The organism is Serpentinimonas sp. SMBJO2, assembly GCF_056341105.1.
On the sequence record NZ_CP150628.1, the window covers coordinates 1,268,075 to 1,290,999 of the forward strand.

General features: G+C 65.9%; 21 protein-coding genes, 2 tRNA genes, 1 other RNA gene and 1 pseudogene. 10 read left to right on the forward strand and 15 right to left on the reverse strand.

Annotation, left to right across the window (positions count from 1 at the left end):
- Window positions 1-140: 140 nt before the first annotated feature.
- Window positions 141-246, reverse strand: a tRNA-OTHER gene (locus AAAZ40_RS05900).
- Here AAAZ40_RS05900 and AAAZ40_RS05905 point away from each other — a divergent pair.
- The 4 genes from AAAZ40_RS05905 to phoR are packed head-to-tail and all read left to right on the forward strand — an operon-like array spanning window position 214 to window position 3,417.
- Entirely contained in the window at window positions 214-675 is a 462-nt protein-coding gene (locus AAAZ40_RS05905) for a phosphate ABC transporter ATP-binding protein (RefSeq protein WP_148311821.1), read from the forward strand. The genes AAAZ40_RS05900 and AAAZ40_RS05905 overlap by 33 nt on opposite strands.
- Before the next feature lie 2 nt (window positions 676-677).
- The gene (gene phoU, locus AAAZ40_RS05910; protein WP_476661618.1) at window positions 678-1,379 is read left to right on the forward strand and encodes a phosphate signaling complex protein PhoU; all 702 of its coding nucleotides are present in this window, start codon (window positions 678-680) and stop codon (window positions 1,377-1,379) included.
- A complete protein-coding gene (gene phoB, locus AAAZ40_RS05915) occupies window positions 1,376-2,101 on the forward strand; it encodes a phosphate regulon transcriptional regulator PhoB (RefSeq protein ID WP_476661619.1) in 726 nt (241 codons plus the stop codon). Before phoU ends, phoB begins: the two co-directional genes overlap by 4 nt.
- Window positions 2,098-3,417, forward strand: a complete 1,320-nt coding sequence (gene phoR / locus AAAZ40_RS05920; RefSeq protein ID WP_476661620.1) for a phosphate regulon sensor histidine kinase PhoR — start codon at window positions 2,098-2,100, stop codon at window positions 3,415-3,417. The genes phoB and phoR overlap by 4 nt, the downstream gene beginning before the upstream one ends.
- Window positions 3,418-3,452: 35 nt before the next feature.
- Here phoR and AAAZ40_RS05925 read toward each other — a convergent pair whose 3' ends face one another.
- The 5 genes from AAAZ40_RS05925 to ffs all read right to left on the reverse strand — a co-directional run bounded on the left by AAAZ40_RS05925 (window position 3,453) and on the right by ffs (window position 7,786).
- A complete protein-coding gene (locus tag AAAZ40_RS05925) occupies window positions 3,453-5,177 on the reverse strand; it encodes a hypothetical protein (RefSeq protein ID WP_476661621.1) in 1,725 nt (574 codons plus the stop codon).
- A gap of 94 nt (window positions 5,178-5,271) precedes the next feature.
- Window positions 5,272-5,526 (reverse strand): type B 50S ribosomal protein L31, encoded by a 255-nt coding sequence (locus AAAZ40_RS05930; protein ID WP_045535699.1) that lies wholly within the window; start codon window positions 5,524-5,526, stop codon window positions 5,272-5,274.
- Between the two features lie 153 nt (window positions 5,527-5,679).
- The gene (rho, locus tag AAAZ40_RS05935) at window positions 5,680-6,942 is read right to left on the reverse strand and encodes a transcription termination factor Rho (RefSeq protein ID WP_476661622.1); all 1,263 of its coding nucleotides are present in this window, start codon (window positions 6,940-6,942) and stop codon (window positions 5,680-5,682) included.
- Between the two features lie 350 nt (window positions 6,943-7,292).
- Entirely contained in the window at window positions 7,293-7,625 is a 333-nt protein-coding gene (trxA, locus tag AAAZ40_RS05940) for a thioredoxin TrxA (RefSeq protein ID WP_476661623.1), read from the reverse strand.
- A 64-nt stretch (window positions 7,626-7,689) separates the two neighbouring features.
- An RNA gene (gene ffs, locus AAAZ40_RS05945) (signal recognition particle sRNA small type) lies at window positions 7,690-7,786 on the reverse strand.
- Between the two features lie 35 nt (window positions 7,787-7,821).
- Between ffs and dnaX the strand changes: the two genes are divergently transcribed.
- The 3 genes from dnaX to recR all read left to right on the forward strand — a co-directional run bounded on the left by dnaX (window position 7,822) and on the right by recR (window position 10,433).
- Window positions 7,822-9,414: a DNA polymerase III subunit gamma/tau gene (gene dnaX, locus AAAZ40_RS05950; RefSeq protein ID WP_476661624.1), complete on the forward strand. Its 1,593-nt coding sequence runs from the start codon at window positions 7,822-7,824 to the stop codon at window positions 9,412-9,414.
- Between the two features lie 67 nt (window positions 9,415-9,481).
- Window positions 9,482-9,814 carry a YbaB/EbfC family nucleoid-associated protein gene (locus AAAZ40_RS05955; RefSeq protein ID WP_045535694.1) on the forward strand — a complete coding sequence of 111 codons (333 nt, stop codon included), beginning with the start codon at window positions 9,482-9,484 and terminating at the stop codon, window positions 9,812-9,814.
- 25 nt (window positions 9,815-9,839) lie between these two features.
- Window positions 9,840-10,433, forward strand: coding sequence for a recombination mediator RecR (recR, locus tag AAAZ40_RS05960; protein WP_476661625.1), 594 nt, complete (start codon window positions 9,840-9,842; stop codon window positions 10,431-10,433).
- Between the two features lie 92 nt (window positions 10,434-10,525).
- Here the strand turns inward: recR and AAAZ40_RS05965 are convergent, their stop codons facing one another.
- From AAAZ40_RS05965 to AAAZ40_RS05990, 6 genes are all read right to left on the reverse strand, one after another.
- Window positions 10,526-10,870: a DUF5368 family protein gene (locus AAAZ40_RS05965; RefSeq protein ID WP_476661626.1), complete on the reverse strand. Its 345-nt coding sequence runs from the start codon at window positions 10,868-10,870 to the stop codon at window positions 10,526-10,528.
- 31 nt (window positions 10,871-10,901) lie between these two features.
- Entirely contained in the window at window positions 10,902-12,236 is a 1,335-nt protein-coding gene (locus AAAZ40_RS05970; RefSeq protein ID WP_476661627.1) for an NAD(P)/FAD-dependent oxidoreductase, read from the reverse strand.
- 149 nt (window positions 12,237-12,385) lie between these two features.
- The gene (gene pstB, locus AAAZ40_RS05975) at window positions 12,386-13,255 is read right to left on the reverse strand and encodes a phosphate ABC transporter ATP-binding protein PstB (RefSeq protein ID WP_476661628.1); all 870 of its coding nucleotides are present in this window, start codon (window positions 13,253-13,255) and stop codon (window positions 12,386-12,388) included.
- Between the two features lie 7 nt (window positions 13,256-13,262).
- Window positions 13,263-14,192, reverse strand: coding sequence for a phosphate ABC transporter permease PstA (gene pstA / locus AAAZ40_RS05980; protein ID WP_476661629.1), 930 nt, complete (start codon window positions 14,190-14,192; stop codon window positions 13,263-13,265).
- A gap of 9 nt (window positions 14,193-14,201) precedes the next feature.
- Window positions 14,202-15,113, reverse strand: coding sequence for a phosphate ABC transporter permease subunit PstC (pstC, locus tag AAAZ40_RS05985; protein WP_476661630.1), 912 nt, complete (start codon window positions 15,111-15,113; stop codon window positions 14,202-14,204).
- 40 nt (window positions 15,114-15,153) lie between these two features.
- On the reverse strand, window positions 15,154-16,167 hold the full coding sequence (locus AAAZ40_RS05990; RefSeq protein ID WP_476661631.1) for a PstS family phosphate ABC transporter substrate-binding protein: 1,014 nt from the start codon (window positions 16,165-16,167) through the stop codon (window positions 15,154-15,156).
- 168 nt (window positions 16,168-16,335) lie between these two features.
- Between AAAZ40_RS05990 and ligA the strand changes: the two are divergent.
- Window positions 16,336-18,521: pseudogene (gene ligA / locus AAAZ40_RS05995) on the forward strand (NAD-dependent DNA ligase LigA).
- A gap of 7 nt (window positions 18,522-18,528) precedes the next feature.
- On the opposite strand, the gene AAAZ40_RS06000 reads toward ligA, so the two are convergent.
- The 3 genes from AAAZ40_RS06000 to AAAZ40_RS06010 all read right to left on the reverse strand — a co-directional run bounded on the left by AAAZ40_RS06000 (window position 18,529) and on the right by AAAZ40_RS06010 (window position 22,207).
- Window positions 18,529-21,240, reverse strand: a complete 2,712-nt coding sequence (locus AAAZ40_RS06000; RefSeq protein ID WP_476661697.1) for a [protein-PII] uridylyltransferase — start codon at window positions 21,238-21,240, stop codon at window positions 18,529-18,531.
- Between the two features lie 52 nt (window positions 21,241-21,292).
- Complete coding sequence (gene map / locus AAAZ40_RS06005) at window positions 21,293-22,126, reverse strand: type I methionyl aminopeptidase (protein ID WP_476661698.1); 834 nt, start codon at window positions 22,124-22,126, stop codon at window positions 21,293-21,295.
- 4 nt (window positions 22,127-22,130) lie between these two features.
- Window positions 22,131-22,207, reverse strand: a tRNA-Arg gene (locus AAAZ40_RS06010).
- 156 nt (window positions 22,208-22,363) lie between these two features.
- Between AAAZ40_RS06010 and AAAZ40_RS06015 the strand changes: the two genes are divergently transcribed.
- Together AAAZ40_RS06015 and AAAZ40_RS06020 are read left to right on the forward strand one after the other, a co-directional pair.
- Window positions 22,364-22,645, forward strand: coding sequence for an antitoxin of toxin-antitoxin stability system (locus AAAZ40_RS06015; RefSeq protein ID WP_476661632.1), 282 nt, complete (start codon window positions 22,364-22,366; stop codon window positions 22,643-22,645).
- Window positions 22,642-22,923, forward strand: coding sequence for a type II toxin-antitoxin system RelE/ParE family toxin (locus tag AAAZ40_RS06020; protein ID WP_476661633.1), 282 nt, complete (start codon window positions 22,642-22,644; stop codon window positions 22,921-22,923). Before AAAZ40_RS06015 ends, AAAZ40_RS06020 begins: the two co-directional genes overlap by 4 nt.
- Window positions 22,924-22,925 lie beyond the last annotated feature (2 nt).

The window sequence follows — 22,925 nt, forward strand, 5'->3', positions numbered from 1 at the left end:
ATCGAGCGCAAGGTCACGGCCTTTATCGGCCCCTCGGGTTGCGGCAAATCGACGCTGCTGCGCACCCTGAATCGCATGTACAGCCTGTACCCGGGCCAGCGCGCCGAGGGCTTGATCAGCTTTTATGGCCAAAACATCCTCGACGAAAAGCAGGACTTGAACCTGCTGCGCGCGCGCATCGGCATGTTGTTCCAAAAACCGACGCCGTTTCCGATGTCGATCTACGACAACATCGCATTTGGCGTCAAGCTCTACGAAAAACTCAGCCGCGCCGACATGGACGAGCGCGTGCAGTGGGCCCTGAGCAAAGCCGCACTCTGGAACGAAGTCAAAGACAAGCTCAAGCAAAGCGGCCTGAGCCTGTCGGGCGGGCAGCAGCAGCGCCTGTGCATCGCGCGCAGCGTGGCGGTCAAGCCCTCGGTGCTGCTGCTCGACGAGCCCACGGCGTCGCTGGACCCGATCTCGACCGGCAAGGTCGAGGAACTGGTGCACGAACTCAAAAAAGACTACACCATCGCCATCGTCACCCACAACATGCAGCAGGCGGCGCGTTGCAGCGACTACACCGCCTACATGTACTTGGGCGAGCTGATGGAGTACGGCGCCACCGAACAGATTTTCTTCAAGCCCAAGCGCACCGAGACCGAAGACTACATCACAGGAAGGTTTGGTTGATCATGAGTGAAAAACTGCTCTCCAGCCAGTTCGAAGCCGAACTGGCCCACGCCACCGCCCGCATGCTCGAAATGGGCGGCTTGGTCGAATCCCAGCTGCGCCAGTGCATATACGCCTTGCATCACCTCAGCCTCGAGACCGTGCAGCAGGTGCTCCAGCAAGAGGCGCTGGTGAATAATTTTGAAGTCGAAATCGATTACGAAATCACCAGCACCATGAGCCGGCGCCAGCCCACGGCGCGCGACTTGCGCTTGCTGGTGGCCTTGTCGCGTGTGGTCATGAACCTCGAGCGGGTGGGCGACAAGGCGGCGCGCATTGCCAAGCTCATTCGGGCCCACATTCAGGCCGGGGCGCCGCGCGCCTTGCCCTGTGGGGATCTCGAGGCGAGTTTGACATTTGCGATCGAGCAGTTGCATCAAACCCTCGATGCCTTTGCCCGGCTCGATGCCAACGCGGCCAATGCAGTCATCAATCTGGACGACCGGCTCGATGAAGATTATGCCGGCTACACGCGCAAGCTCATCACCTACATGATGGAAGATCCGCGCACCATCGGCGCCAGCCTCAACCTGTTGTTCTTGGCCAAGGCCATCGAACGCGTGGGCGATCACGCCAAGAACATCGCCGAAGCCACAATCTACGTCGTCAAAGGCGCCGACGTGCGCCACACCAGCGAAGAGGAAAGGAAGTCGGCCCTGCAATGAGAAAGCTCCCACGGGTGCTGGTGGTCGAAGACGAGCCGGCCATCGCCGAACTGATTGCCGTCAACCTGCGCCACAATGGCTTTGCACCCACGGTGGCCTTTGATGGCGAGTCGGCGCAGCGCGAAGTCGATGCGGTGCTGCCCGACGTGATTTTGCTCGACTGGATGCTGCCCGGCGAGAGCGGGGTGGCGTTGGCCAAGCGCTGGCGCTTGCAAGAGCGCATCAAAACGGTGCCGATCATTTTGCTCACCGCGCGCACCGAAGAGTCCGACAAGGTGCAGGGGCTCGATGCCGGGGCCGACGATTACGTCACCAAACCGTTTTCCACGCAGGAGTTGCTGGCGCGCATACGCGCGGTGCTCAGGCGCCGTGCACCCGAGATCGTCAACGATGCGGTGCAATTGGGCGATTTGACGCTGGATGCCTCGACCTACCGCGTGATGTGGAGCGGCAGCGAGCTCAAGATCGGCCCGACCGAATTCAAGCTGCTGCACTACCTGATGAAGCACCCCGAGCGGGTGCACACACGCGGCTTTTTGTTGGATCGCATCTGGGGCGACCATGTGTTCATCGAAGAGCGCACCGTCGATGTGCATGTGAAGCGCCTGCGCGAGTCGCTCGGCGCTGCCGGCGCCATGATCGAGACGGTGCGTGGCGCCGGGTACCGCATCACGGCCAACCCCATCAAGGCCAAGCCCAAACCCGACATTGCCGAGGCATGATGCGACGCCTGCTCGAGCTGCTGGCGTTTACGCTGGTTGCGGGCGCGTTGGCAGCGGCGTTTGGGCTTGCCAGTTGGCTGCCGATATTGGGCAGCGCCTGCGGGGCGCTGCTGTGGTTCGTGTTCGATGCGCTGCGGGCGCGGCGCGTGCTCGATTGGTTGCGTCATGGCAGCGCTGCCGCGCCACCGCCTGCCGTGGGCGTCTGGGCCGAGGTGGTCGAGCGTGCGCGCAAGTCCTTCAAGGCCTTGAACCGCAAGGCGCGCAAGAGCGAGGCGCGGTTGCAGGAATTTTTGGCCGCCATTCAGGCCTCACCCATCGGCGTGGTGTTGCTCGATAAATCTGCGGCCATCGAGTGGAGCAATTTCACGGCCGCCCAGCACTTGGGTTTTGACCCCAAGCGCGATCTCAAGCAACCCATACGGCACTTGGTGCGCGTACCCGAATTCATCGATTATCTGGTGCAGGGCGATTACGCCCAAGCGGTCGAAATCGATGGCCGCGACGCCACCCCGGGCCACCCGCAGCGCATTTCCATCAACCTCTACCTCTACGGCAAGGGGCGGCGTCTGATGCTGACGCGCGAAATCACGGCGGTTGAGTTGGCCGAAGCCATGCGGCGCGATTTCGTGGCCAATGTGTCGCACGAAATACGCACCCCTCTGACCGTGGTCAGCGGTTTTATCGAGACCTTGCAAACGCTGGATCTGTCGGCCAGCGAGCGGCGCGAGTACCTCGAATTGATGAGCACCCAAGCGCAGCGCATGCAAAGCCTGGTCAGCGATCTGCTCACCTTATCAAGGCTCGAAGGCAGCCCGGTGCCCGGTGTGGGCGAGTGGATCGACGCTCAAGCCATGCTGCAGCAGGTGGTCAGCGAGGCGCAGGCGCTGTCGGAGGTGCTGGGCAGCGGTCCCCATCAGGTGCTGGCCCAAAGCGGCCCGTCTTTTCTGATTGCGGGCGCGCGCCCCGAGTTGCACAGCGCCATGTCGAACCTGCTCAACAACGCCGTGCGCCATACCCCGGCGGGCGCGCAGGTGCGCGCCGGCTGGACCCTGAACAGCGACGGCGGCGCCGGTTTTTATGTCAGCGACGACGGACCGGGCATCGAGGCCGAGCACCTGCCGCGCCTGACCGAGCGCTTTTACCGTGTCGATCGCAGCCGCTCGCGCGAAACCGGTGGCACGGGGCTGGGCTTGGCGATCGTCAAGCACGTGGCGCAGCGCCATGGCGGCCAGGTGCAGATCGAGAGCGCGTCGGGCCAAGGTTCGACTTTTCGCATCATCTTGCCGCCCAGCCGGGTGCTGAACCACAGCGATTAGCTTGTGGCTGCGCTCGCGGCGTGGTGTGGCCGGGCTTACTGCTGGGTTGGGTCACCTGGGCGGCGCTCGAACACCAGCCAGACGTCGCGGCCTGGGCGCAGGCGCGGCTCCTCGCGCAGCAGCTGCCACTGGCGCAGGTTGATCTGTGGGTGCAGGGTCACAAAGGCTTCGGAACTGACCACCAAGCGCGGGCAGTGAGCATCGGCCGCACCGCCGCTGATGCGCTGCACGCGCAGGCCACCGTGGTACTGCAAGGCGGCGATTTGTTCGTGCGCCAGCCCGTGCACCAGCACGCACTGCTGCGCCGGTGTCAGGGCGGCCACGCGCTGGCTGATGGGCGCCAGCCCCATGCCGTGGTTGAGCACTGGCAACCAGAGCGTGAGCAGCAACGACCAGCACAGCGTGATCCCGCTGGCCGACAACACCAGGCTTTTCCAGAGCGCGGGTTGGTGGCGGCCGGTGCGCCAGGCGATCACACCCAGCCACGCCAAGGTGAGGATGGCCGCTGGTGCAAACAGATGGGCTTCGAATTGCGGCACAAAATTAGGCAGCAGCTTGGCCACGTTTTCGGCCGGTTCGGCGGGCACGCCCGTCATCATGGCCACCCAGATGATCCAGATGATGATCGCCGAGGCGCTAAAGAGCAGCATCGCCAGCCAGTCGATCAAAGCGGCGGCGCTGCGCGACAGGGTGGGCAAGGCAAAGGCCGCCAGCAGCGCCAAGGCCGGCAGCGCCAGCAGCAAGATGCGGTCGCTGCCGCGGTGGACAAAGGTTGCCAGCAGCAGCCCAAGCAGCCACAACAGAGGCAGCAGCAAGTGTGGGCTGCGCCATTGCCGGCGCCACTTCCACAGCGTCCAAGCGGCCAGCAGGGCGCAGGGCCAAGTGAACCAGAGCAACAGCCGGGCCAAGCTCTCCCACGAAGCCCCAAGCTGCCAGTGCGGCAGGATGCCGGGCCAGTCCAGCCAGCCAGCGGGCCAGCCGATCGCGTACACCAGAGCGGCGGGCACCAGCGCCAAGCCGGCCATAGAGCCGCGCAGCGCTTGCGAGGGTTTGGCTGGGTTGGAAATGCCGCACCAGCGCGCGCACTCGCCGCCGAGCAGCAGCAACAGGGCGATGCCCGGCGCGCCGCTCAAAGCCAAGCCAGCCATGGCCAGCCCCCAGAGCGCTAGGGTGGTGCTTAAGCGCAGTTCCGAATGAAAGCTGCGCGCGTAGGCCCACAGACCCAGCGCCACAAAGGCCAGTCGCGCCGCATCCACGCTGGATTGGTGCGCCAGCAGGGCCAAGCCGAGGCAGGCCATCAAAGCCAACAAGGCGGCGTCGGCCAAGGCGCGGGCGTAGTGGGTGGGGTGCGCTTGGCCGCCAAAGGCAAAAACCACCGGCTGGGCACCGGGCTGGCGCGCAAAGTGGTAGGCGGCGTACCAAGTCGAGATCAGGGTCAGGGCCAGCAAGGCCATGAAGGGCAGCTGGGCCGCTTGGTGGGCGGGCAGCCACGGCAAGGCGTAGATGGCCAACGCGCCGAGCCAGTAGGGCAGCCAGCCGATGCCCAGCGCCGTTTCGCCCAGCAGCTGCGGGTGCAGCCATTGGCCGGGGTGGGCGGCGAGCTCGCGCATCACACCCAACGAGGCCAGGTCGGCGTTGCGCCACGGGTCGCGGCCGATGAAGCCAGGCAAAACGTAGAGCAGCCCCAGCGTCCACAACACCCAGCGCGGCAAGCGCCGGGCGGCGTGCTGGCTCACGAGGGCGGGGCTGGGGTGGTTCACGGGTGGCTAAAACTGGCTTAGGTGGCGGTTGCCGAAGCCAAGAAAAAAGCAGCCTTGCGGCTGCTCATCGGTGGCACGCAGGCGGCCGACCAGTTTACTTGGCCGTGCGGGCGAAGCGGTTGCGGAATTTTTCCACGCGACCGCCCATGTTGTCCACGCTCTTTTGCGTGCCGGTGTAAAAAGGGTGCGATTCGCTCGAGGTGTCGAGCTTGTAGAGCGGTAGCTCGCGCCCGTCGTCGAGCTTGATGGTCTCGCGGGCGTTGACGCAGGAGCGGATCACGAACTGCTGGTTGTTCGACAAATCGACGAAGCAGACTTCGCGGTAGTTGGGGTGGATGCCGGATTTCATGGCTTTACCTATCAAATGGGGCGCAAAGGACAACGCAGCAGCCACTACCGGCCCATCCGGCAGCACTTTCCGCAAAACTCGAATTATAACCGCTGGCTGTGGTGTTGGGCACAAACATGGTGTTGAGCACAGACCTGATCAACCGCCCGAACCTCAGCCGCCGCGGCGCATGAGGTCGAAGAACTCGTGGTTGTTCTTGGTCTGCTTCATGTTTTTGAGCACCATTTCCATGGACTCGATCTCGTCCATGTTGTACATGAACTGGCGCAGGATGCGGGTTTTTTGCAAAATTTCGGGTGCCAGCAGCAGCTCTTCGCGCCGCGTGCCGCTGCGGTTGAGCTGCACGGCGGGAAAGACGCGTTTCTCGTACAGGCGCCGGTCCAGGTGCAGCTCGGAGTTGCCGGTGCCCTTGAATTCCTCGAAGATCACCTCGTCCATGCGGCTGCCGGTGTCGATCAGGGCGGTGGCGATGATGGTCAGCGAGCCGCCTTCTTCGACGTTGCGCGCGGCACCAAAGAAACGCTTCGGGCGCTGCAGTGCATTGGCATCGACGCCGCCCGAGAGCACCTTGCCCGAGCTCGGCAGCACGTTGTTGTAGGCGCGCGCCAGCCGGGTGATCGAGTCGAGCAGGATCACCACGTCTTTTTTGAGCTCGACCAGGCGCTTGGCGCGCTCGATCACCATTTCGGCCACGTGCACGTGGCGCGTGGCCGGCTCGTCGAAGGTGGAGGAGATCACCTCGCCCTTGACGGTGCGTTGCATCTCGGTCACTTCTTCGGGGCGCTCATCGACCAGCAGCACCATCAGCGTGACTTCGGGGTAATTGGCGGCCAAGGCGTGGGCGATGGTCTGCATCATCACCGTTTTGCCGCTCTTGGGTGGGGCCACGATCAGGCCGCGCTGGCCCTTGCCGATGGGCGCGATCAGGTCGATCACGCGGCCGGTGATGTTTTCCTCGGTCTTGATCTCGCGCTCGAGCCGCAGCTGCTGCTGCGGAAACAGCGGCGTCAGGTTCTCGAACATCACCTTGTGCTTGTTGTGCTCGGGCGACAGGCCGTTGATCTTGTCGAGCTTGTTGAGGGCGAAGTAGCGCTCGCCGTCCTTGGGCGTGCGCACCTCGCCTTCGATCATGTCGCCGGTGTGCAGGTTGAAGCGCCGGATCTGGCTGGGCGAGATGTAGATGTCGTCGGTGGAGGCGGTGAAGCTGGTGTCCATGTTGCGCAGGAAACCAAAACCGTCTGGCAGCACCTCGAGCACGCCGTCGGCAAACACCTGCTCGCCGGTTTTGGCGCGCTTTTTGATGATCGCAAACATCAGCTCCTGTTTGCGCATGCGGCCGGTGTTTTCGATTTCCAGCGCATCGGCCTGCTTGAGCACTTCCGAGACGTGCAAGGCCTTGAGTTCGTTGAGATGCATGGGGTGCGCTCCTGCGAGGAGTCGGGGAAAGGGGTACGGGAGAATCAGGGGCCGTTCTGCAAGACAGGGCCAGCCGGGAAGCGGCAGCCCAGGGCAGTTCAGGGGGCGGGCAGTTTGGAGCGGGCCTGCAGGGGCGCCATGCTCGGTGAGCCAGCCGGATTATGACAGGAAAAACCCCCCTGCACATGTGCCCAACACACAGGAGGGGCGCCAGGGGCCGCGCTGCCTGGGCACCAAAGCCGACTTGCACCCAGCAGGCGAACGAAATCAACCTGCTCGCCAGCCAGCCACCGGCACCGCACGCAGAGCGCGCAGCGCACGGGGTCTGGGTGGGCTGCGCGAGGCTCCGATCAGGTCAGGTTGGAGTCGATGAAGGCGCTGAGTTGCGCCTTGTTGAGGGCACCCACCTTGGTGGCGGCGACCTTGCCGCCTTTGAACAGTATCAGCGTGGGGATGCCCCGAATGCCGAACTGCGCCGGCACCTGGCGGCTTTCATCGACATTCATCTTGGCGATCTGCAGCTTGCCGTTGTAGTGGGTGGCCAGCTCGTCCAGGATGGGGGCGACGGTGCGGCAGGGGCCACACCACTCGGCCCAAAAATCGACCAATACCGGCAGGGAGGACTTGATTACGTCGGCATCGAAGCTGGCGTCGGTGACTTGCTTGATCAGGGGGTTGGCCATGTGGGTTTGCCTCGTCGTTGCGTCGCTGCAGTTGAAAGTGGGTCGGGATCGGGAAAGAATAGGGGGTGACGAGCCTCGACCCCGGCACTGGATTCACAGTTAGGGCTGCTTGGTTCCCCACCTGACCCGGTTGGCCGCTTCACCATGCGGGAAGGCCCGTCGGGTCCGATTGTAAGCCAGAGAATAGAATGGGCGCATGTCGTACCTCGTTTTGGCCCGCAAGTACCGGCCGCAGAACTTTGCCCAGATGGTGGGCCAAGAGCACGTGGTGCAGGCGCTGGGCAATGCGTTGCGCAGCCAGCGCCTGCACCACGCCTACCTGTTTACCGGCACGCGCGGGGTGGGCAAGACCACGGTGTCGCGCATACTGGCCAAGTCGCTCAACTGCACCGGGCCCGATGGCACCGGGGGTATCACGGCCGAACCCTGCGGCCAGTGCCCGGCCTGCCGCGAGATCGACGCCGGGCGCTTCGTCGATTACACCGAGCTCGACGCCGCCTCCAACCGCGGTGTCGATGAGGTGCAGGCGCTGCTGGAGCAAGCGGTCTACAAGCCGGTGCAGGGGCGTTTCAAGGTGTTCATGATCGACGAAGTGCACATGCTCACCGGGCACGCCTTCAACGCCATGCTCAAGACGCTGGAGGAGCCGCCGGACTACCTCAAGTTCGTGCTTGCCACCACCGACCCGCAAAAGGTGCCGGTGACGGTGCTCAGCCGCTGCCTGCAGTTCAACCTGCGCCCCATGCCGCCCGCGACCGTGCAGCAGCACCTGGAGCAGGTGCTGCAGGCCGAGCAGGTGCCGTTTGAGGCCGGTGCGCTGCGCTTGCTGGCACGCGGCGCGCGCGGCTCGATGCGCGATGCCCTGAGCCTGACCGACCAAGCCATCGCCTTTGGCGCTGGGCAGCTGCAAGAGGCGGCGGTGCGCCAGATGCTGGGCGCGGTGGAGCGCGGCCATGCGCTGCGCTTGGTTGAAGCCTTGGCCGCCGGAGACGGCGCCAGCGTGGTGCAGACGGTGCAGGCCTTGCGTCTGCAAGGCTATGCCGCCGCATCGGCGCTCGAAGAGATGGTGGGCCTGCTGCAGCGCATGGCGGTGCTGCAGGCGGTGCCGGCGCAGTTGCAGCCCCACGACCCCGAAGACGCCGACTGCGCCCGCCTGGCGGCTTTGCTGCCCCCCGACCAGACGCAACTGCTCTATAGCCTGTGCCTGTACGGGCGCGCCGAACTCGGGCTGGCCCCGGACGAATACGCGGCGCTGAACATGGTGCTGCTGCGGCTGCTGGCCTTCAGGCCCGAAGGGGTGGAAAAAAAAAGCCTGAAAAGCGCTGAGCCGCTTGGTGCGGCGGGGCAGGTGCGGGCGGCTGCAACACCTTTGCCTGCACCTGCGCCGTTGCCAGCCCCAGCCCCCACCCCCCTGCCCGATTTCTGGCAGAGCGTGGTCAGCGACTTGGTGCAGCGCGAGGCGGTGACGGCGCTCACGCGCGAGCTGGCCTTGCAGGCCGAGTTGGTGCGGCGCGAACCCGGCTGCTGGACGCTGCGCGTGGCGCAGGCGGCGCTGGCCAATGGCAGCGCGCGCGAGCGGCTGCAGTCGGCGCTGGCGCAGGCTGGGCATGCGGTGAGGCTGGAGCTGGAAATCGCCCCCGCGCACGACACCCCCGCCCAGCGCGCGGCTGCGGCTGCGCAGGCGCGTTTGCAAGCCGCGCACGACAGCTTGCTGCAAGACCCCTTCGTGCAGTCTATGCTGCGCGACTTTGGCGGCAAAATCGTGCCCGGCAGCTTGCAAGCGCTCTGAGCCACGAGCGGTTTGCGACAATCCCCTCAAAACCCTTCCAAATCCCCCCTCCAAACAAAGGAAACCCATGTTCAACAAAGGACAACTGGCCGGCCTGATGAAGCAGGCGCAAGCCATGCAGGAAAACATGAAAAAGGCCCAAGACGAGCTGGCCACGCTCGAGGTCACGGGCGAATCCGGGGCTGGTCTGGTCAAGGTGGTGATGAACGGCAAGCACGCCGTCAAGCGCGTGAGCATCGACCCCAGCCTGCTGGCCGAGGACAAAGACATGCTCGAAGACTTGGTCGCTGCTGCCTTCAACGCCGCTGTGCGCCGGGTTGAGGAAAATTCACAGGAAAAACTGGGCAAACTCAGCGCCGGCATGCCCAGCTTGCCGGGCGGCATCAAGCTGCCTTTTTAAGTTAAGCAAGCGCGATCGGCAGAGCATGGCCAAAGCGCTCGAGTCGCTGTTGCGCGCGCTGCAAGGCCTGCCCGGGGTGGGGGCCAAGACGGCCTCGCGCATGGCTTTTCACCTGCTGCAACACGACCGCGATGGCGCGCTGGAGCTGGCGCGCTCGCTCACGCGCGGGGTGGCCGAGCTGCGCCATTGCACGCGCTGTTACACCTTCACCGACGCCGACCTGTGCCCCACCTGCACCGACCCAGCGCGCGACGACACCCTGCTGTGCGTGGTCGAAACCCCCGCCGACCAGGCGGCGCTGGAGCGCACCGGCGTGTACAAAGGGCGCTACTTTGTGCTGATGGGCAAACTCGGCCCGCTGGCGGCGCTGGGGCCGCAAGAAAACGGTGTGTTGCGCCTGCTCGAGCGCCTGCAAGGCGCCCAAGGGGATGCGGTGCGCGAACTGGTGCTGGCCACCAGTTTCACCGCCGAAGGCGAAGCCACCGCGCACCTGATCACCCAAGCGCTCAAGGGGCGCGACATCAAAGTGACCCGGCTGGCGCGCGGCGTGCCGCTGGGCAGCGAGCTCGAGTACGTGGACTTGGGCACCATTGCCCACGCGCTGGCCGATCGGCGCTGAACGGTGCCGTTCAGCGCCGTTCAGCGCTCAGGGGCGCAGCACCATGGGTAAACAAGCGCGCTGCCCAAACCCGGCGCTTGCGTACGGCGGCCTCAAGCCGACTTTTTCAACCAAGTCAGCGCAGGCCAAGTGAGCACCCAGAGCGCCACACCGATGCCCACCGCCGTACCGATCACGAACAACCAGTCGGCAAATTGATTGACATCGGCAAAGCTCGAACCGGCCACGCCGGGGAACAAAACGAAGGCCAGCACCATGGCGATGGCGCCGATGGCGCCGCTGGTGGGCAAGGTTTTGCGCCACTGGCCCTTGGGTGCGCGCAGCAGCGCCAGCACCAGTGTGGCGCTCCAAGCCACAGCCAACAAGACAAGCAGCCACAGCATGGGGAGCAGGATTTCGTAAACGATGTTCAGGCCAAGCCAGAGGTTGTACAGCATGGTGGGTGTCTCTCTTTTCGGTTGATGGAGGTCAGGCGCGGCCGTCGAGCACCGCGATGTAGGCGGGTTTGAGCAGGCGCACCTTCATCACCCAAGCAAAGAAGCTGTCTTGCAGCGGATCGATCAGAGGCAGCGTGGGCACCAAGTTGCCGTCGTGGTCGAACTCGACCAACAGCGCCGAACCCACGCGGGTGATCAGCGGGCAGGAGGTGTAGCCGTTGAACTTCTGATCTGGGGCCTGGTTCTGGATGGCCCGAATCAGGTGGCCGGCCACGATCGGCGCCCCGCCCTTGACGGTGGCGGCGGTTTTGCCACGCGGCGTGCCGTTGATGTCACCGATGCCGAATACGTTGGGGAAGCGCCGGTGTTGCAGCGTTTCGCGGTTCACTTCGAGCCAACCGCCGCCGGCAAAGGGGCCTTCCTTCCAAGACAGGTCGCTGTTGCGCACCGCGTCTGGGGCGCTCATGGGCGGCACCACGTGGATGAAGTCGTAATCGACCGTGTTGACTTCGCCGGTGGGTTGGCCGGCGTTGAAGGTGCTGAAGGTGGCGCGCCGGGCGCCGATGTCGATGCCGGTCAGGCGCTGTTGCAGGTGGTGCGCAATGCCGAGGCGCTCAAAACGACGACCGATGTCTTGGTGATAGACATCGACGCCGAACAGCGCCGCGCCGCCGGTGTGGTAGCTGATCTCGGCGCGCTCGCGCGTCCCCACTTCGCGCATCCGGTCGTCGAGCAAGAAGGTGACCTTGACCGGTGCCCCGGCACACTTCATGGGGGTATGGGGTGCGGTCATGACGGCGCGCCCGCCGGTGCGGCGAAACGCGTCTATGAGCTTCCAGGTGCTGGCGGCGGCTTGCGGGCTGGCATAGACCGAAGTCAGGCCGTTTTGCCCCAGTGCCGCTTCGTCCATGCCGGCGATGGCCTTGTAGTTGAGCTGCAAGCCCGTGGCCACGACCAGAAAGTCGTAGCGGATGCGCTGCCCGCCGCGGGTGACGACGGTGTTGGCCGTGGGGTCGAATTCGGCCACGTAGTCCTTCACCCACTCGATGCCGCGCGGGTGGTAGCGGCTGTTGTGCTGCAAGACCGCGCGCTCCACGGGCCAGATGCCCCCGGCCACCAGAGTCCAGCCGGGCTGGTAGAGGTGTTGCTCGCGGCCGTCGATGATGGTGATGCGCGCGCCCTCGAGTCCGCGCGCGAGCCGGTTGGCAATGGCGATGCCGCCGGCGCCGCTGCCGGCGATCACGATGTGGGCCTGGGTGCGCACCCGGGCCTGGGCGCTGGCGCTGGCGCCTGCCAAGGCGGCAGCCAGCGGGGTGGCGGCGAACCCGGCCAGAAGGCGGCGCCGGCCGATGGGGGATGGTTGCATGAACGCGTCTCCGATTGAAACTGATGGACCTGATACCCTGTCGTGTATATTGGTACAGGCAAGTGTAACGGCTCAGACCGGATTCGAGCAGCCAGCGTTCGCGGATTTATATCAGTAAAAACCCTGATGCATCCAGGGCGCCGCGCCAATCAGCCGTAGCGCCCAGTGATGTAGTCTTCGGTGCGCTTTTGCTTGGGTGTGGTAAAGATCATGTCGGTCGGTCCGAACTCGACCAGTTCGCCCATGTGCATGAAGGCGGTGTAGTTCGATACCCGCGCCGCCTGGTGCATGTTGTGGGTCACGATCAGGATCGTGACCTTGTTCTTGAGCTGGCCGATCAGGTTTTCGATCGAGTCGGTGGCGATCGGGTCCAGCGCCGAGGTCGGTTCGTCGAAGAGCAGGATTTCGGGGTCGGTGGCCAGCGCGCGCGCGATGCACAGGCGCTGCTGCTGCCCGCCCGAGAGGTTGTAGGCCAGGCTGTGCAGCCGGTCCTTGGCCTCGTCCCAGAGCGCGGCGCCGCGCAGCGCTTCCTCGACCTTGTCGTCGATCAGCGCGCGCTGGCGCACCCCGCGCACGCGCAAGCCGTAGGCCACGTTTTCGTAGATGGATTTGGGGAACGGATTTGGTTTTTGAAACACCATCGAGTTGCGCATGCGCACCTCGATCGGGTCGATTTCCGGGCTGAGGATGTTGATGTGGTCGGGGTTGATGAGGATCTGGCCCTCGTAGCGGTTGCCCGGATACAGGTCGTGCATGCGGTTGAAGCAGCGCAAAAAGGTGCTTTTGCCGCAGCCCGAAGGGCCGATGAGCGCGGTCACGCTGTTCATGGCCAGCGTCAGATTGATCGACTTGAGCGCCTGGGCCCCGTTGCCGTAATAAAAACTGAGGTTTTGGGCCACGGCTTTGGCTTCTGTCGGTGCAGTGGGTTTCAAGGCTAAGGGCTTTCGTGGTGGGGTGGGGCAGCGGCCTAGGGGGCATGGGCGCTTGCGTACAGGGCAGGGTTCTTGGCAGCGCGCCAAACGCGGGTCACCAGCGGATGCGCTTGCGGTAGCGGTAGCGCAGCCAGATCGCCAGGGCGTTCATGGTCAGGGTAATCAGCATCAAGACCACGCCGGCCGCAGCGGCGAGCTCATGAAAAGCGGGGGACGGGCGCGAAACCCAGTTGAACATCTGGATCGGCACCGTGGTGAACGGGTCCAAAAGCCAGGCGAAGGAAATGAAGGGGAATGCGTCGGTGATCGGGGCCGGCGGCAGGAAGGCGATGAAGGTGAGTGCGCCGATGGTGATCAGCGGCGCGGTTTCGCCGATGGCGGTGGCGGTGCCGATGATGACGCCGGTCAGAATGCCGCCCTTGGAGTAGGGCAGCAAGTGGTCGCGCGTTGCCTGGCCTTTGGTGGCGCCCAAGGCGTAGGCGGCTTCGTGGATGTGCTGCGGAATCGAGCGGATCGCTTCGCGCGTGTTCATGATGATCACCGGCAGGATCATCAGCGCCATGGTCAGGCCGGCGGTCAGGATGCTTTGGCCCAAACCCAATATGTGGACGAACAAACCCAGCGCCAACAAACCGTAGATGATGGGCGGCACGCCAGCGAGGTTGGTGATGTTGATTTCGATCAAGTCCATCATCCAATTGCGCTTGGCGTAGATTTCCAGGTAGATGCCAGCGGCCACGCCCACCGGCACCGCCGTCAGCACGGTGACGGTAATGACCAGAAAACTGCCGACCCAGGCCGACAGAATGCCGGATCGGTCGGCAAAGCGCGACGGGAAGTGGGTGAAAAACTCGGGCGTCAGGCGGTGATAGCCGTCGACCAGCATGGACAAAATCAGCGCCAGCAGCACCAGCACGCAAAACATCATGGCCAGCAAGGCGCCGATGGCAAAGACGTGGTCCCAGCGTTTGTGGGCCGCGATCAGGCCGCGCACGGCCTGAATTTCATTCGGGGCAATGCTCATCGGGTGTGATCAGTAGTTTTCGCGGAAACGACGGCGCAGGTAATGCCCCAATACGTTGAGCGCCAGCGTCATGAGCAAGAGCACCAGGCCGACGGCGAAAATGCTCTGGTATTCCAGTGTGCCGTGGGCCACGTCGCCGATTGAAACTTGCGCGATGTAGGCCGTCATGGTGGCGGCGGGCTGGGTCGGGTCCAGTGTCAGGTTGGCTTGTTGGCCGGCGGCAATGGCCACGATCATGGTCTGGCCCAAGGCCACCGACATGGCCAGAATGTAGGCGGCAATGATGCCCGACAGCGCGGCCGGAAACACCACCAGCCAGGCGGTTTGAAAGCGCGTGGCACCCATGGCGTAGGAGCCTTCGCGGATGTCCATGGGCACGGCGCGCATGGCGTCTTCGCTCATGGAGCTCACGAACGGTACGATGCTCACACCAATGACCAAGCCGGCCGAGAGCATGTTGAAGCCTTGCAGCCCGGGTATGAACAGCGCCAGCACCGGCGTGACCAGCAACAGCGCGAAATAACCGTACACCACCGAGGGCACGCCGCTGAGCATTTCGAGCGCCGGTTTGGCGGTTTCACGCACCTTGTGCGGAGCGAACTCACCCAGATAAATGGCCACCAGGGTGCCAAGCGGGATGGCGACCAGCAAGCCGATCGAAGTCACCACCATGGTGGCGCTAACCAGGGGCAAAATGCCGTAGCGCGGCTCGTAAAAGAGTGGCGTCCATTGGGTGTCGGTGAGGAAGTCCCAGATCGAGACATGGCGGAAAAACGCCATCGACTCGACCACGAGAATCGTGACCACCGCAACCGTGATGGCGATGGCGGATACCGCCGCCAAGAATAAGATGGATTGAACCACGCGCTCCATGACGTGGCGGCCCTTTTGGGGGTGGAAGCGGGAGCGCGTGGGACTCATCAAGCTGAAAACCTAGGCTTGGATACAGATGGAGGAACGATCAGCGCGGGGCGCGCTGCATCACGTCCTGAATGCGCACGCCGATGGTGGGCTCACCGCCAGCGAAGCGGGTGCCCAGGCGGTTTTCACGCAGATGGCCGGCCGCGATGGTGTAGGCCTCGGCCGGCAGCGGCACGAAGCCGACTTCACGCGAGAGGCGCGCACCGTTGGCCAAGAAGAACTCGGCAAACTGGCGCACTTCGGGGCGAGCCAGCGAACGCTCGGCGATGTAGATGAAGAGCGGGCGCGCCAGCGGCTGGTAGGTGCCGGCAATCACGTTTTCCATGGTCGGGGCCACGGCGGCGCCGCCAGCGGCGGGCACGATGTTGACCGAGCGCAGGCGGTCCTGGTTGGCCAGGTAGTAGGACATGCCGAAGTAGCCCAGGGCACCACGGTTGCGCGACACGCCCATGACGATGACGTTGTCGTCTTCGCTGGCCATGAAGTCGGTGCGGCTCTGGCCGCTGCGGCCCATGATGGCTTCGGTGAAGTAGTCGAAGGTGCCCGAGGCGGTGCCGGGGCCGAACAGGGTCAGGGCCTGATCCGGGAAGGCCGGATCGACTTGACGCCAGTTGGTGATGCGACCGGTGGCTGCCGGCTCCCAGATGGTGCGCAGTTGCGCCACCGTCAGTTGACGCGCCCAGGTGTTGTCGCGGTGTACGGCGACGGTGAGGGCGTCGAAGGCCACCGGCAGTTCGATGAAGCGGATGCCAGCGGCGCGGCAGGCTTCGATCTCGGCCGGGCGTGCCGGGCGCGAAGCGCCGGTCACGTCGAGTTCGCCACGGCAGAAGCTGCGAAAGCCGCCGCCGGTGCCGGAGGTGCCGACGGTCACGCGCACCGCGCCGCGTTGGGCGCGCTGAAACTCTTCGGCCACCGCTTCCGAGATCGGGAACACGGTGCTGGAGCCATCGACCCGCACGGTGGTGGGCGTCTGGGCCCAGGCGGTCGAAATACCCACCACACCAGCCAAGGCGGCGGCTGTGGTGAGCGCAAGGAAGGCACGTTTGCTTTGCATGTGGCGAACTCCGCAAGGATGAATCAAAAAACCAGGACCCCCAAACCGCTGCACGCACACCGGGGCGGCGTCGCAGCACAGGCCCCATGATGCAGAGCCATTGTGAAACTTGTGTGACTTTTCCAAATGCGCTGCAGGGTCTGTGTGAGGCCTGGACTGGGCCCAGCAATGGGACAATCGCCGTTCATGAACGCTCCAGATCCCAACGCCGCCTTGGAAACCGCGCCAGAATTCGCACCTGAGGCCGCTGCGCGCCGCCAGCGCCTGCACACCCTGCGGGAACTGCTGCGCCACCACGCCCACCTGTACCACGTGCTCGACGCGCCCGAAGTGCCCGATGCCCAGTACGACGCCTGGTGGCAGGAGCTGCTCGCGCTCGAGGCCCAGCACCCCGAATGGGTAACGCCCGACTCGCCCAGCCAGCGCGTGGGGGCGCCGCTGCGCGAGGGTTTTGCGCCGGTGGTGCACCGGGTGCCGATGCTGAGCATCCGCACCGAAACCGACACCCAGCCCAGCGGCGCCGAGGCCTTTGATGCGCGCCTGCGCAAAGAGCTCGGCCTCACAGCCACCGACACGGCGCTGGAGTACGTGGCCGAGCCCAAGTTTGACGGCTTGGCCATCAACCTGCGCTACGAGGACGGGCGCCTGGTGCAGGCCGCCACCCGCGGTGACGGCAGCACGGGCGAGGACGTGACGCACAGCGTGCGCACCATTGCTCAGATCCCGTTGCGGCTCGACCAGCGCCTGCGCCCGGCACCGGCGCTGCTGGAAGTGCGCGGCGAGGTCTACATGCGCCGCGCCGACTTTGAGGCGCTCAACCAGCGCCAGCGCGAGCGCATCGCGGCCGGGGCCAAAGGCGAAAAAACCTTTGTCAACCCGCGCAATGCCGCCGCCGGGGCGGTGCGCCAGCTCGACCCAGCGGCGGCGGCCGGGCGGCGCCTGAGCTTTTTTGCCTACGGCTGGGGCGAAGCCCCCCCTTTGCCAGCCAGTACGAGGGCCTGCTGGCACTGCGCGACTGGGGTGTGCCGGTGTGCGACCTGGTGCAGCGCTGCCGCGGGGCGCAAGAGCTGGTGCAGTATCACCAGCGCATCGGCGCCCTGCGCGACCAGTTGCCCTTCGACATCGATGGCGTGGTCTATAAGGTGGACCGGATCGAGCTGCAGCAGCAGCTGGGTTTCGTGACGCGCGAGCCGCGCTGGGCGCTGGCGCACAAGTACCCGGCGCAAGAGCAGTGCACGCAGGTGCTGGCGATCGAAGTGCAGGTGGGGCGCACCGGCAAGCTGACGCCGGTGGCGCGTCTGGCGCCGGTGTTCGTGGGTGGTGTGACGGTGACCAACGCCACCTTGCACAACGCCGAGGAGGTGCAGCGCAAGGACGTGCGCGTGGGCGACACCGTGATCGTGCGCCGCGCCGGCGATGTGATCCCCGAAGTGGTGGCGGTGCTGAGCGCCAACGCGCCGGATGCGCCGGCGCGTGGCCCGGCGTGGCAGATGCCGCAGGCCTGCCCGGTGTGCGGCGCCGCCGTGCGGCGCGAGCCCGACTCGCCCGAGCAGCGCTGCGGCGCTGGCCTGGCCTGTGCGGCGCAGCGCCAACAGGCCCTGCTGCACGCCGTGGGCCGGCGCGCCCTGAACATCGAGGGCCTGGGCGACAAGCTGGTCGAGCAGCTGGTGCAGTCGCAACAGGTGCGCAGCCTGCCCGATCTGTACCGCCTGAGCGTGGACGATCTGGCCGGGCTCGAGCGCATCGCCGACAAATCGGCGCTCAATCTGGCGCAGGCGATCGAGGCCTCCAAACGCACCACCTTGGCGCGCCTGCTCTACGCGCTGGGCATCCGCCATGTGGGCGAGCGCACGGCCAAAGACCTGGCGCAGCACTTTGGCAGCCTGCAGCGTCTGCAACAGGCCAGTGTGGAGCAGTTGCTGCAAGTGCCCGATGTGGGGCCGGTGGTGGCGCAAAGCGTGTACGAATATTTTCGCCAGCCGCAGCACCTCGAGTGGCTGGAGCAGCTGCGCGCCTTGGGTCTGCAGTGGAGCGAGACAGGGGCTCTGGGCAGCGCTGCCGGCCCAGAGCCGGCAGCGTCTGGCGCAGCGACCGCAGCAGAATCGGCCCCCGCCGCCGCGCTGCCGCTGAGCGGCAAAACGCTGGTGCTCACCGGCACCCTGCCCACGCTCTCGCGCGAGGCGGCGCAGGCCCTGATCGAGGCCGCCGGCGGCCGGGTGAGCGCGTCGGTGAGCAAAAAGACGCACTGCGTGGTGGCGGGTGCCGAAGCCGGAAGCAAACTGGACAAGGCGCTGGCGCTCGGGCTGCCGGTGCTCGACGAAGCGGGGTTGCGCGCGCTGCTGGCGCCGGGGTAGCGGGCGGCTAGTCTTCCGACTCGAGCGCGGCCAGCAGGTCGTGGTTGAGTTGCGCCTGCGCCCGCGCCAGATGCAGCTGTGGGCTGCGGATCAGGAAGGTGTCTTCGACGCGCTCGCCCAGCGTGCTGACCTTGGCCAGTTGCACATCGACCTGGTGCTGCGCCAGCACGCGCGCAATCGCGTACAGCAGCCCGATGCGGTCGCTGGCCGACACGGTGAGCAGCCAGCGCTGGCCTTTCTCGTCGGGTTGCAGGCCCACGCGCGGCACGATCGGAAAACTCTTCACGCGGCGCGACAGCCGCCCTTTGCCGGGCGCAGGCAAGGGGCCGCCTCGTTGCAGCGCCAGGGGCAGGTCGTTTTCCACTTGCGCGATCCACTCCCGATGCTGCTCGGGCAGGCTGGCGGGCAAGACCTGAAAGGTGTCGAGCGCAAAGCCGTCGAGGGTGGTGTGGATTTTGGCGTCCTGGATGCTGAAGCCGCCGCGATCGAAATACGCGCACACGCGCACGAACAGTTCGGCGTGGTCGGCGGTGTACACCAGCACCTGCAAACCCTCGCCGGCGGGCGACTGGCGCGCGCGCACCAAGGGGGCCGGGCCCACGCCCACGCCCACGTCCGCCGCGGGCCGCTCGCTGCCATGGGCCGTGGTGCGCTCGTGCAGGGCCTTGCTGATCTGGCGCGTGTGCCAGGCGATTTCGTCGGCCGAGTGGCGCATGAAGTAGCCCACGTCGAGCCGCTGCCACAGCCGCTGGTGCGCCTGCTGTGGCAAGGCGTGCAGCGCCAGCCGGGCCAGCGCCTCGCGTTTGCGGGCTTCGATTTCGGCCGCTGGGTCGGGGGCGCCGCCGCCGAGCACGCGCAAGGTGGCGTGGTACAGGTCTTCGAGCAGCTTGGCTTTCCAGGCGTTCCAGACCTTGGGGCTGGTGCCACGGATGTCGGCCACGGTGAGCAGGTACAGGGCGCACAGGCGCCGTTCGCTGCCCACGCGGCGCGCGAAGGCGGCGATCACGTCTGGGTCGGACAGATCCTCTTTCTGTGCCACCCGGCTCATGCTCAGGTGTTCGGCCACGAGGAAGCGGATCAGCTCGGCGTCGGCGCGCTCGAGGCCATGCTGGCGCGCAAAGCTGGCGACCTCGCGCGCGCCGACCTCGGAGTGGTCGCCGCCGCGGCCCTTGCCGATGTCGTGAAACAGCGCCGCCAGGTAGAGCAGCCAGGGCTTGTCCCAGCCGGCGGCCAAGCGCGCACAAAACGGGTATTCGTGCGCATGCTCGGGGATGAAGAAGCGGCGCACGTTGCGCAGCACCATCAGGATGTGCTGATCGACGGTGTAAACGTGGAACAGATCGTGCTGCATCTGCCCCACGGTGCGGCGAAAGGCCCACAGGTAGCGCCCCAGCACCGAGGTCTGGTTCATGAGCCTGAAGGCGTGCGTGATGCCGCTGGGCTGCTGCAGGATGCGCATGAAGGTGGTGCGGTTGCGCAGGTCGCGCCTGAAGGCGGCGTTCATCAGCCCGCGGGCGTTGTAGAGCGCGCGCAGGGTGCGCGCCGACAGCCCGGTGATGCCAGGTGCGGTCTGGTGCAGCAGGAAGGTTTCCAGTATCGCTTCGGGCTGCTGCCAGTACAGGTCGTCATGCACCACTTCGAGCATGCCGCCCTTGTCCAGAAAGCGCTCGTTGATGGGGGTCGGGGGCTGCACCGTGCCGCACTCGCCGGCATCGATGCGCTCCTGGATGTTGAGCAGCAGCACTTCGTTGAGCTGCGTCACGGCCTTGGCGGCCCAGTAGTAGCGCCGCATCAGCGCCTCGCTGGCGCGGCGCGCGCGTCGGGCGTGCAGGGTTTTGGGGCTGTGGGCGTCGTCGGTCTCGGGTTCGGCGCGGTAGCCAAAGGCCTGCGCCAGCGCCGATTGCAAGTCGAACACCAGCCGGTCTTCGCAGCGCCCGGCCAGCACGTGCAGGCGGGCCCGGATCAGGCTCAGCAGCGCCTCGTTGGCCTTGAGCTGGCGGCCCTCGAGCGCCGTGGCCAAGCCGCGCTGCACCAGTTCATCCCACGAATGGCCCAGGCCCGCTGCCTTGGCCAGCCACAGGATGGTGTGCAGATCGCGCAGGCCGCCGGGGGATTCCTTGCAGTTGGGCTCGAGCGCGTAGGGGGTGTTTTCGTATTTTTGATGGCGCTGGCGTTGTTCCAGCAGCTTGGCCTGCATGAAGGCGCGCGCGTCCAGGGCGTCGATCAAGGCGCAGACCAGCAACTGAAAGGGCTTGCGCGCCCCGGCCAGCCAGCGGCTCTCGAGCAGGGCGGTCTGCACCGTGACGTCGGCCGCCGCTTCTTGCAGGCACTGCGCTTGCGTGCGCACGCTGGAGCCGATGCTCAAGCCCACATCCCAGCAGGCGCCGATGAAGGCTTCCAGCGCCGCCTTGACGGCCGGCTGAGCCTCGAGCTCGAGCGCCTCGGGCAGCAGCAGCAGCACGTCGATGTCGGAACGCGGAAACAGCTCGCCCCGCCCGTAGCCGCCCACGGCCACCAGCGTGCAGCCCGGTGGCAGCGCCGCCTGGCGCCAGAGCTGGCGCAAGGTGTCGTCGGCCAGCCGCGCCAGCCGCCGCAGGGGGGCGTGGATGCCGCGCGCCGGCCCTTGCCAACTGCCGATCTGCGCCCAGAGCGCCGCCCGGCTCTCGTGGTAGCGCTGGCGCAGCGCAGGCGCTGCAACTGGGGGGCTGGCGGGTGGCATGGCAGGGGTGCGGTTCAAGGGGAGTGTGCCCCGCGCCAGCAGGGGACGGGTGTCAGGCCGGCCGGCCCGCTGGGGCGCGGCCCGGTGGCGGGGGTGAGCCGGCCGAGAGCGTCAGAATCTCGAAACCGGTCTCGGTGCACAGCACCGTGTGTTCCCACTGCGCCGAGAGCGAGCGGTCTTTGGTGACGATGGTCCAGCCGTCGCCCATTTCGCGGATCTCGCGCCGGCCCTGGTTGATCATGGGTTCGATGGTGAAGGTCATGCCGGCCTGCAGCGCCAGCCCGGTGCCGGGCTTGCCGTAGTGCAGCACCTGCGGCTCTTCGTGAAACTGCTGCCCGATGCCGTGGCCGCAAAATTCGCGCACCACCGAGTAGCCGGCGGCTTCGGCGTGCTGCTGGATCGCGTAGCCGATGTCGCCCAGCCGTGTCCCTGGGCGCACGCGCTCGATGCCCTTCCACATTGCCTCGTAGGTGATGGCGCACAGGCGCAGCGCCGCCGGGGCTGCGCCGCCGACCGCAAACATGCGGCTGGTGTCGCCGTGCCAGCCGTCCTTGATCACGGTGACGTCGATGTTGACGATGTCGCCGCGTTTGAGTGGTTTGTCGTTGGGGATGCCGTGGCAGATCACCTGGTTGACCGAGGTGCAGATGCTTTTGGGGTAGGGCGCATAGCCGCCGGGCGCGTAGTTGAGCGGCGCCGGGATGGCCTGCTGCACGCCGACGATGTAGTCGTGCGCCAGCCGGTCGAGCTCGTTGGTGCTGATGCCGGGCTGCACCAGCGGGCCGAGGTAGTCGAGCACTTCGGCGGCGAGCCGGCCAGCGCGGCGCATGCCTTCGATGCCGGCGGCGTCCTTGAGGGTAACGGTCATGGGGGTGTATTTTTGCAGATATTGGCCTGCCCGACAGGGGTCGAACCTGTGACCTACGGCTTAGAAGGCCGTTGCTCTATCCAGCTGAGCTACGGGCAGAAAAGGCCACAATGCCTGCACAATCCCGGCAGCTGGCGGGCGCTTGGGTTGGCCAAAAAACCTGCGTCGATTTTAGCAGCCTGAAGGCCCCAAGGTTGACACGCGATGGGTAGACTGGGTATATACTGCGTCAGTACCTTGGCAAAGGAGCGCACCATGTCGAAAGCAGCCGTTTTCACGATGAAGCTGGAGCCAGAGCTGCGCGCCGACTTCATGGCCGAGGTGGCCGGCGAAGATCGGCCGGCCTCCCAGGTCATGCGCGAGCTGATGCGCGGCTACATCGAGCAGCGCCGTCAGGCCCGCGAATGCGACGAATATCTGCGGCGCAAGGTCGAAGCCGGCCGCGCCTCGATGCGTGCCGGCCGGGGCCGGCCGAATGATGAAGTCGAGGCCGCGTTCGCTGCCAGGCGCAACCAGGTGGCGGCGGGCCAGGCGTGATCGTCGTCTGGACGCCAGAAGCGGAACAAGACCGCGCCGACATTTGGGACTGCATCGCGGCCGACAACCCCGGCGCGGCCGTTCGCATGGATGAGCTTTTCAGCGCTGCCGCCGCCCGGCTGGCGGCGCATCCAAAAATGGGCAAGGCGGGCAAGATCGCAGGCACCCGTGAGCTGATACCGCACGAAAGCTACAGGCTGGTGTATGAGATCGACGGCGGCACGGTTTGGGTGCTGGCCTTGGTGCATACCGCACGCCTGTGGCCGCCGGCGCGATGAAG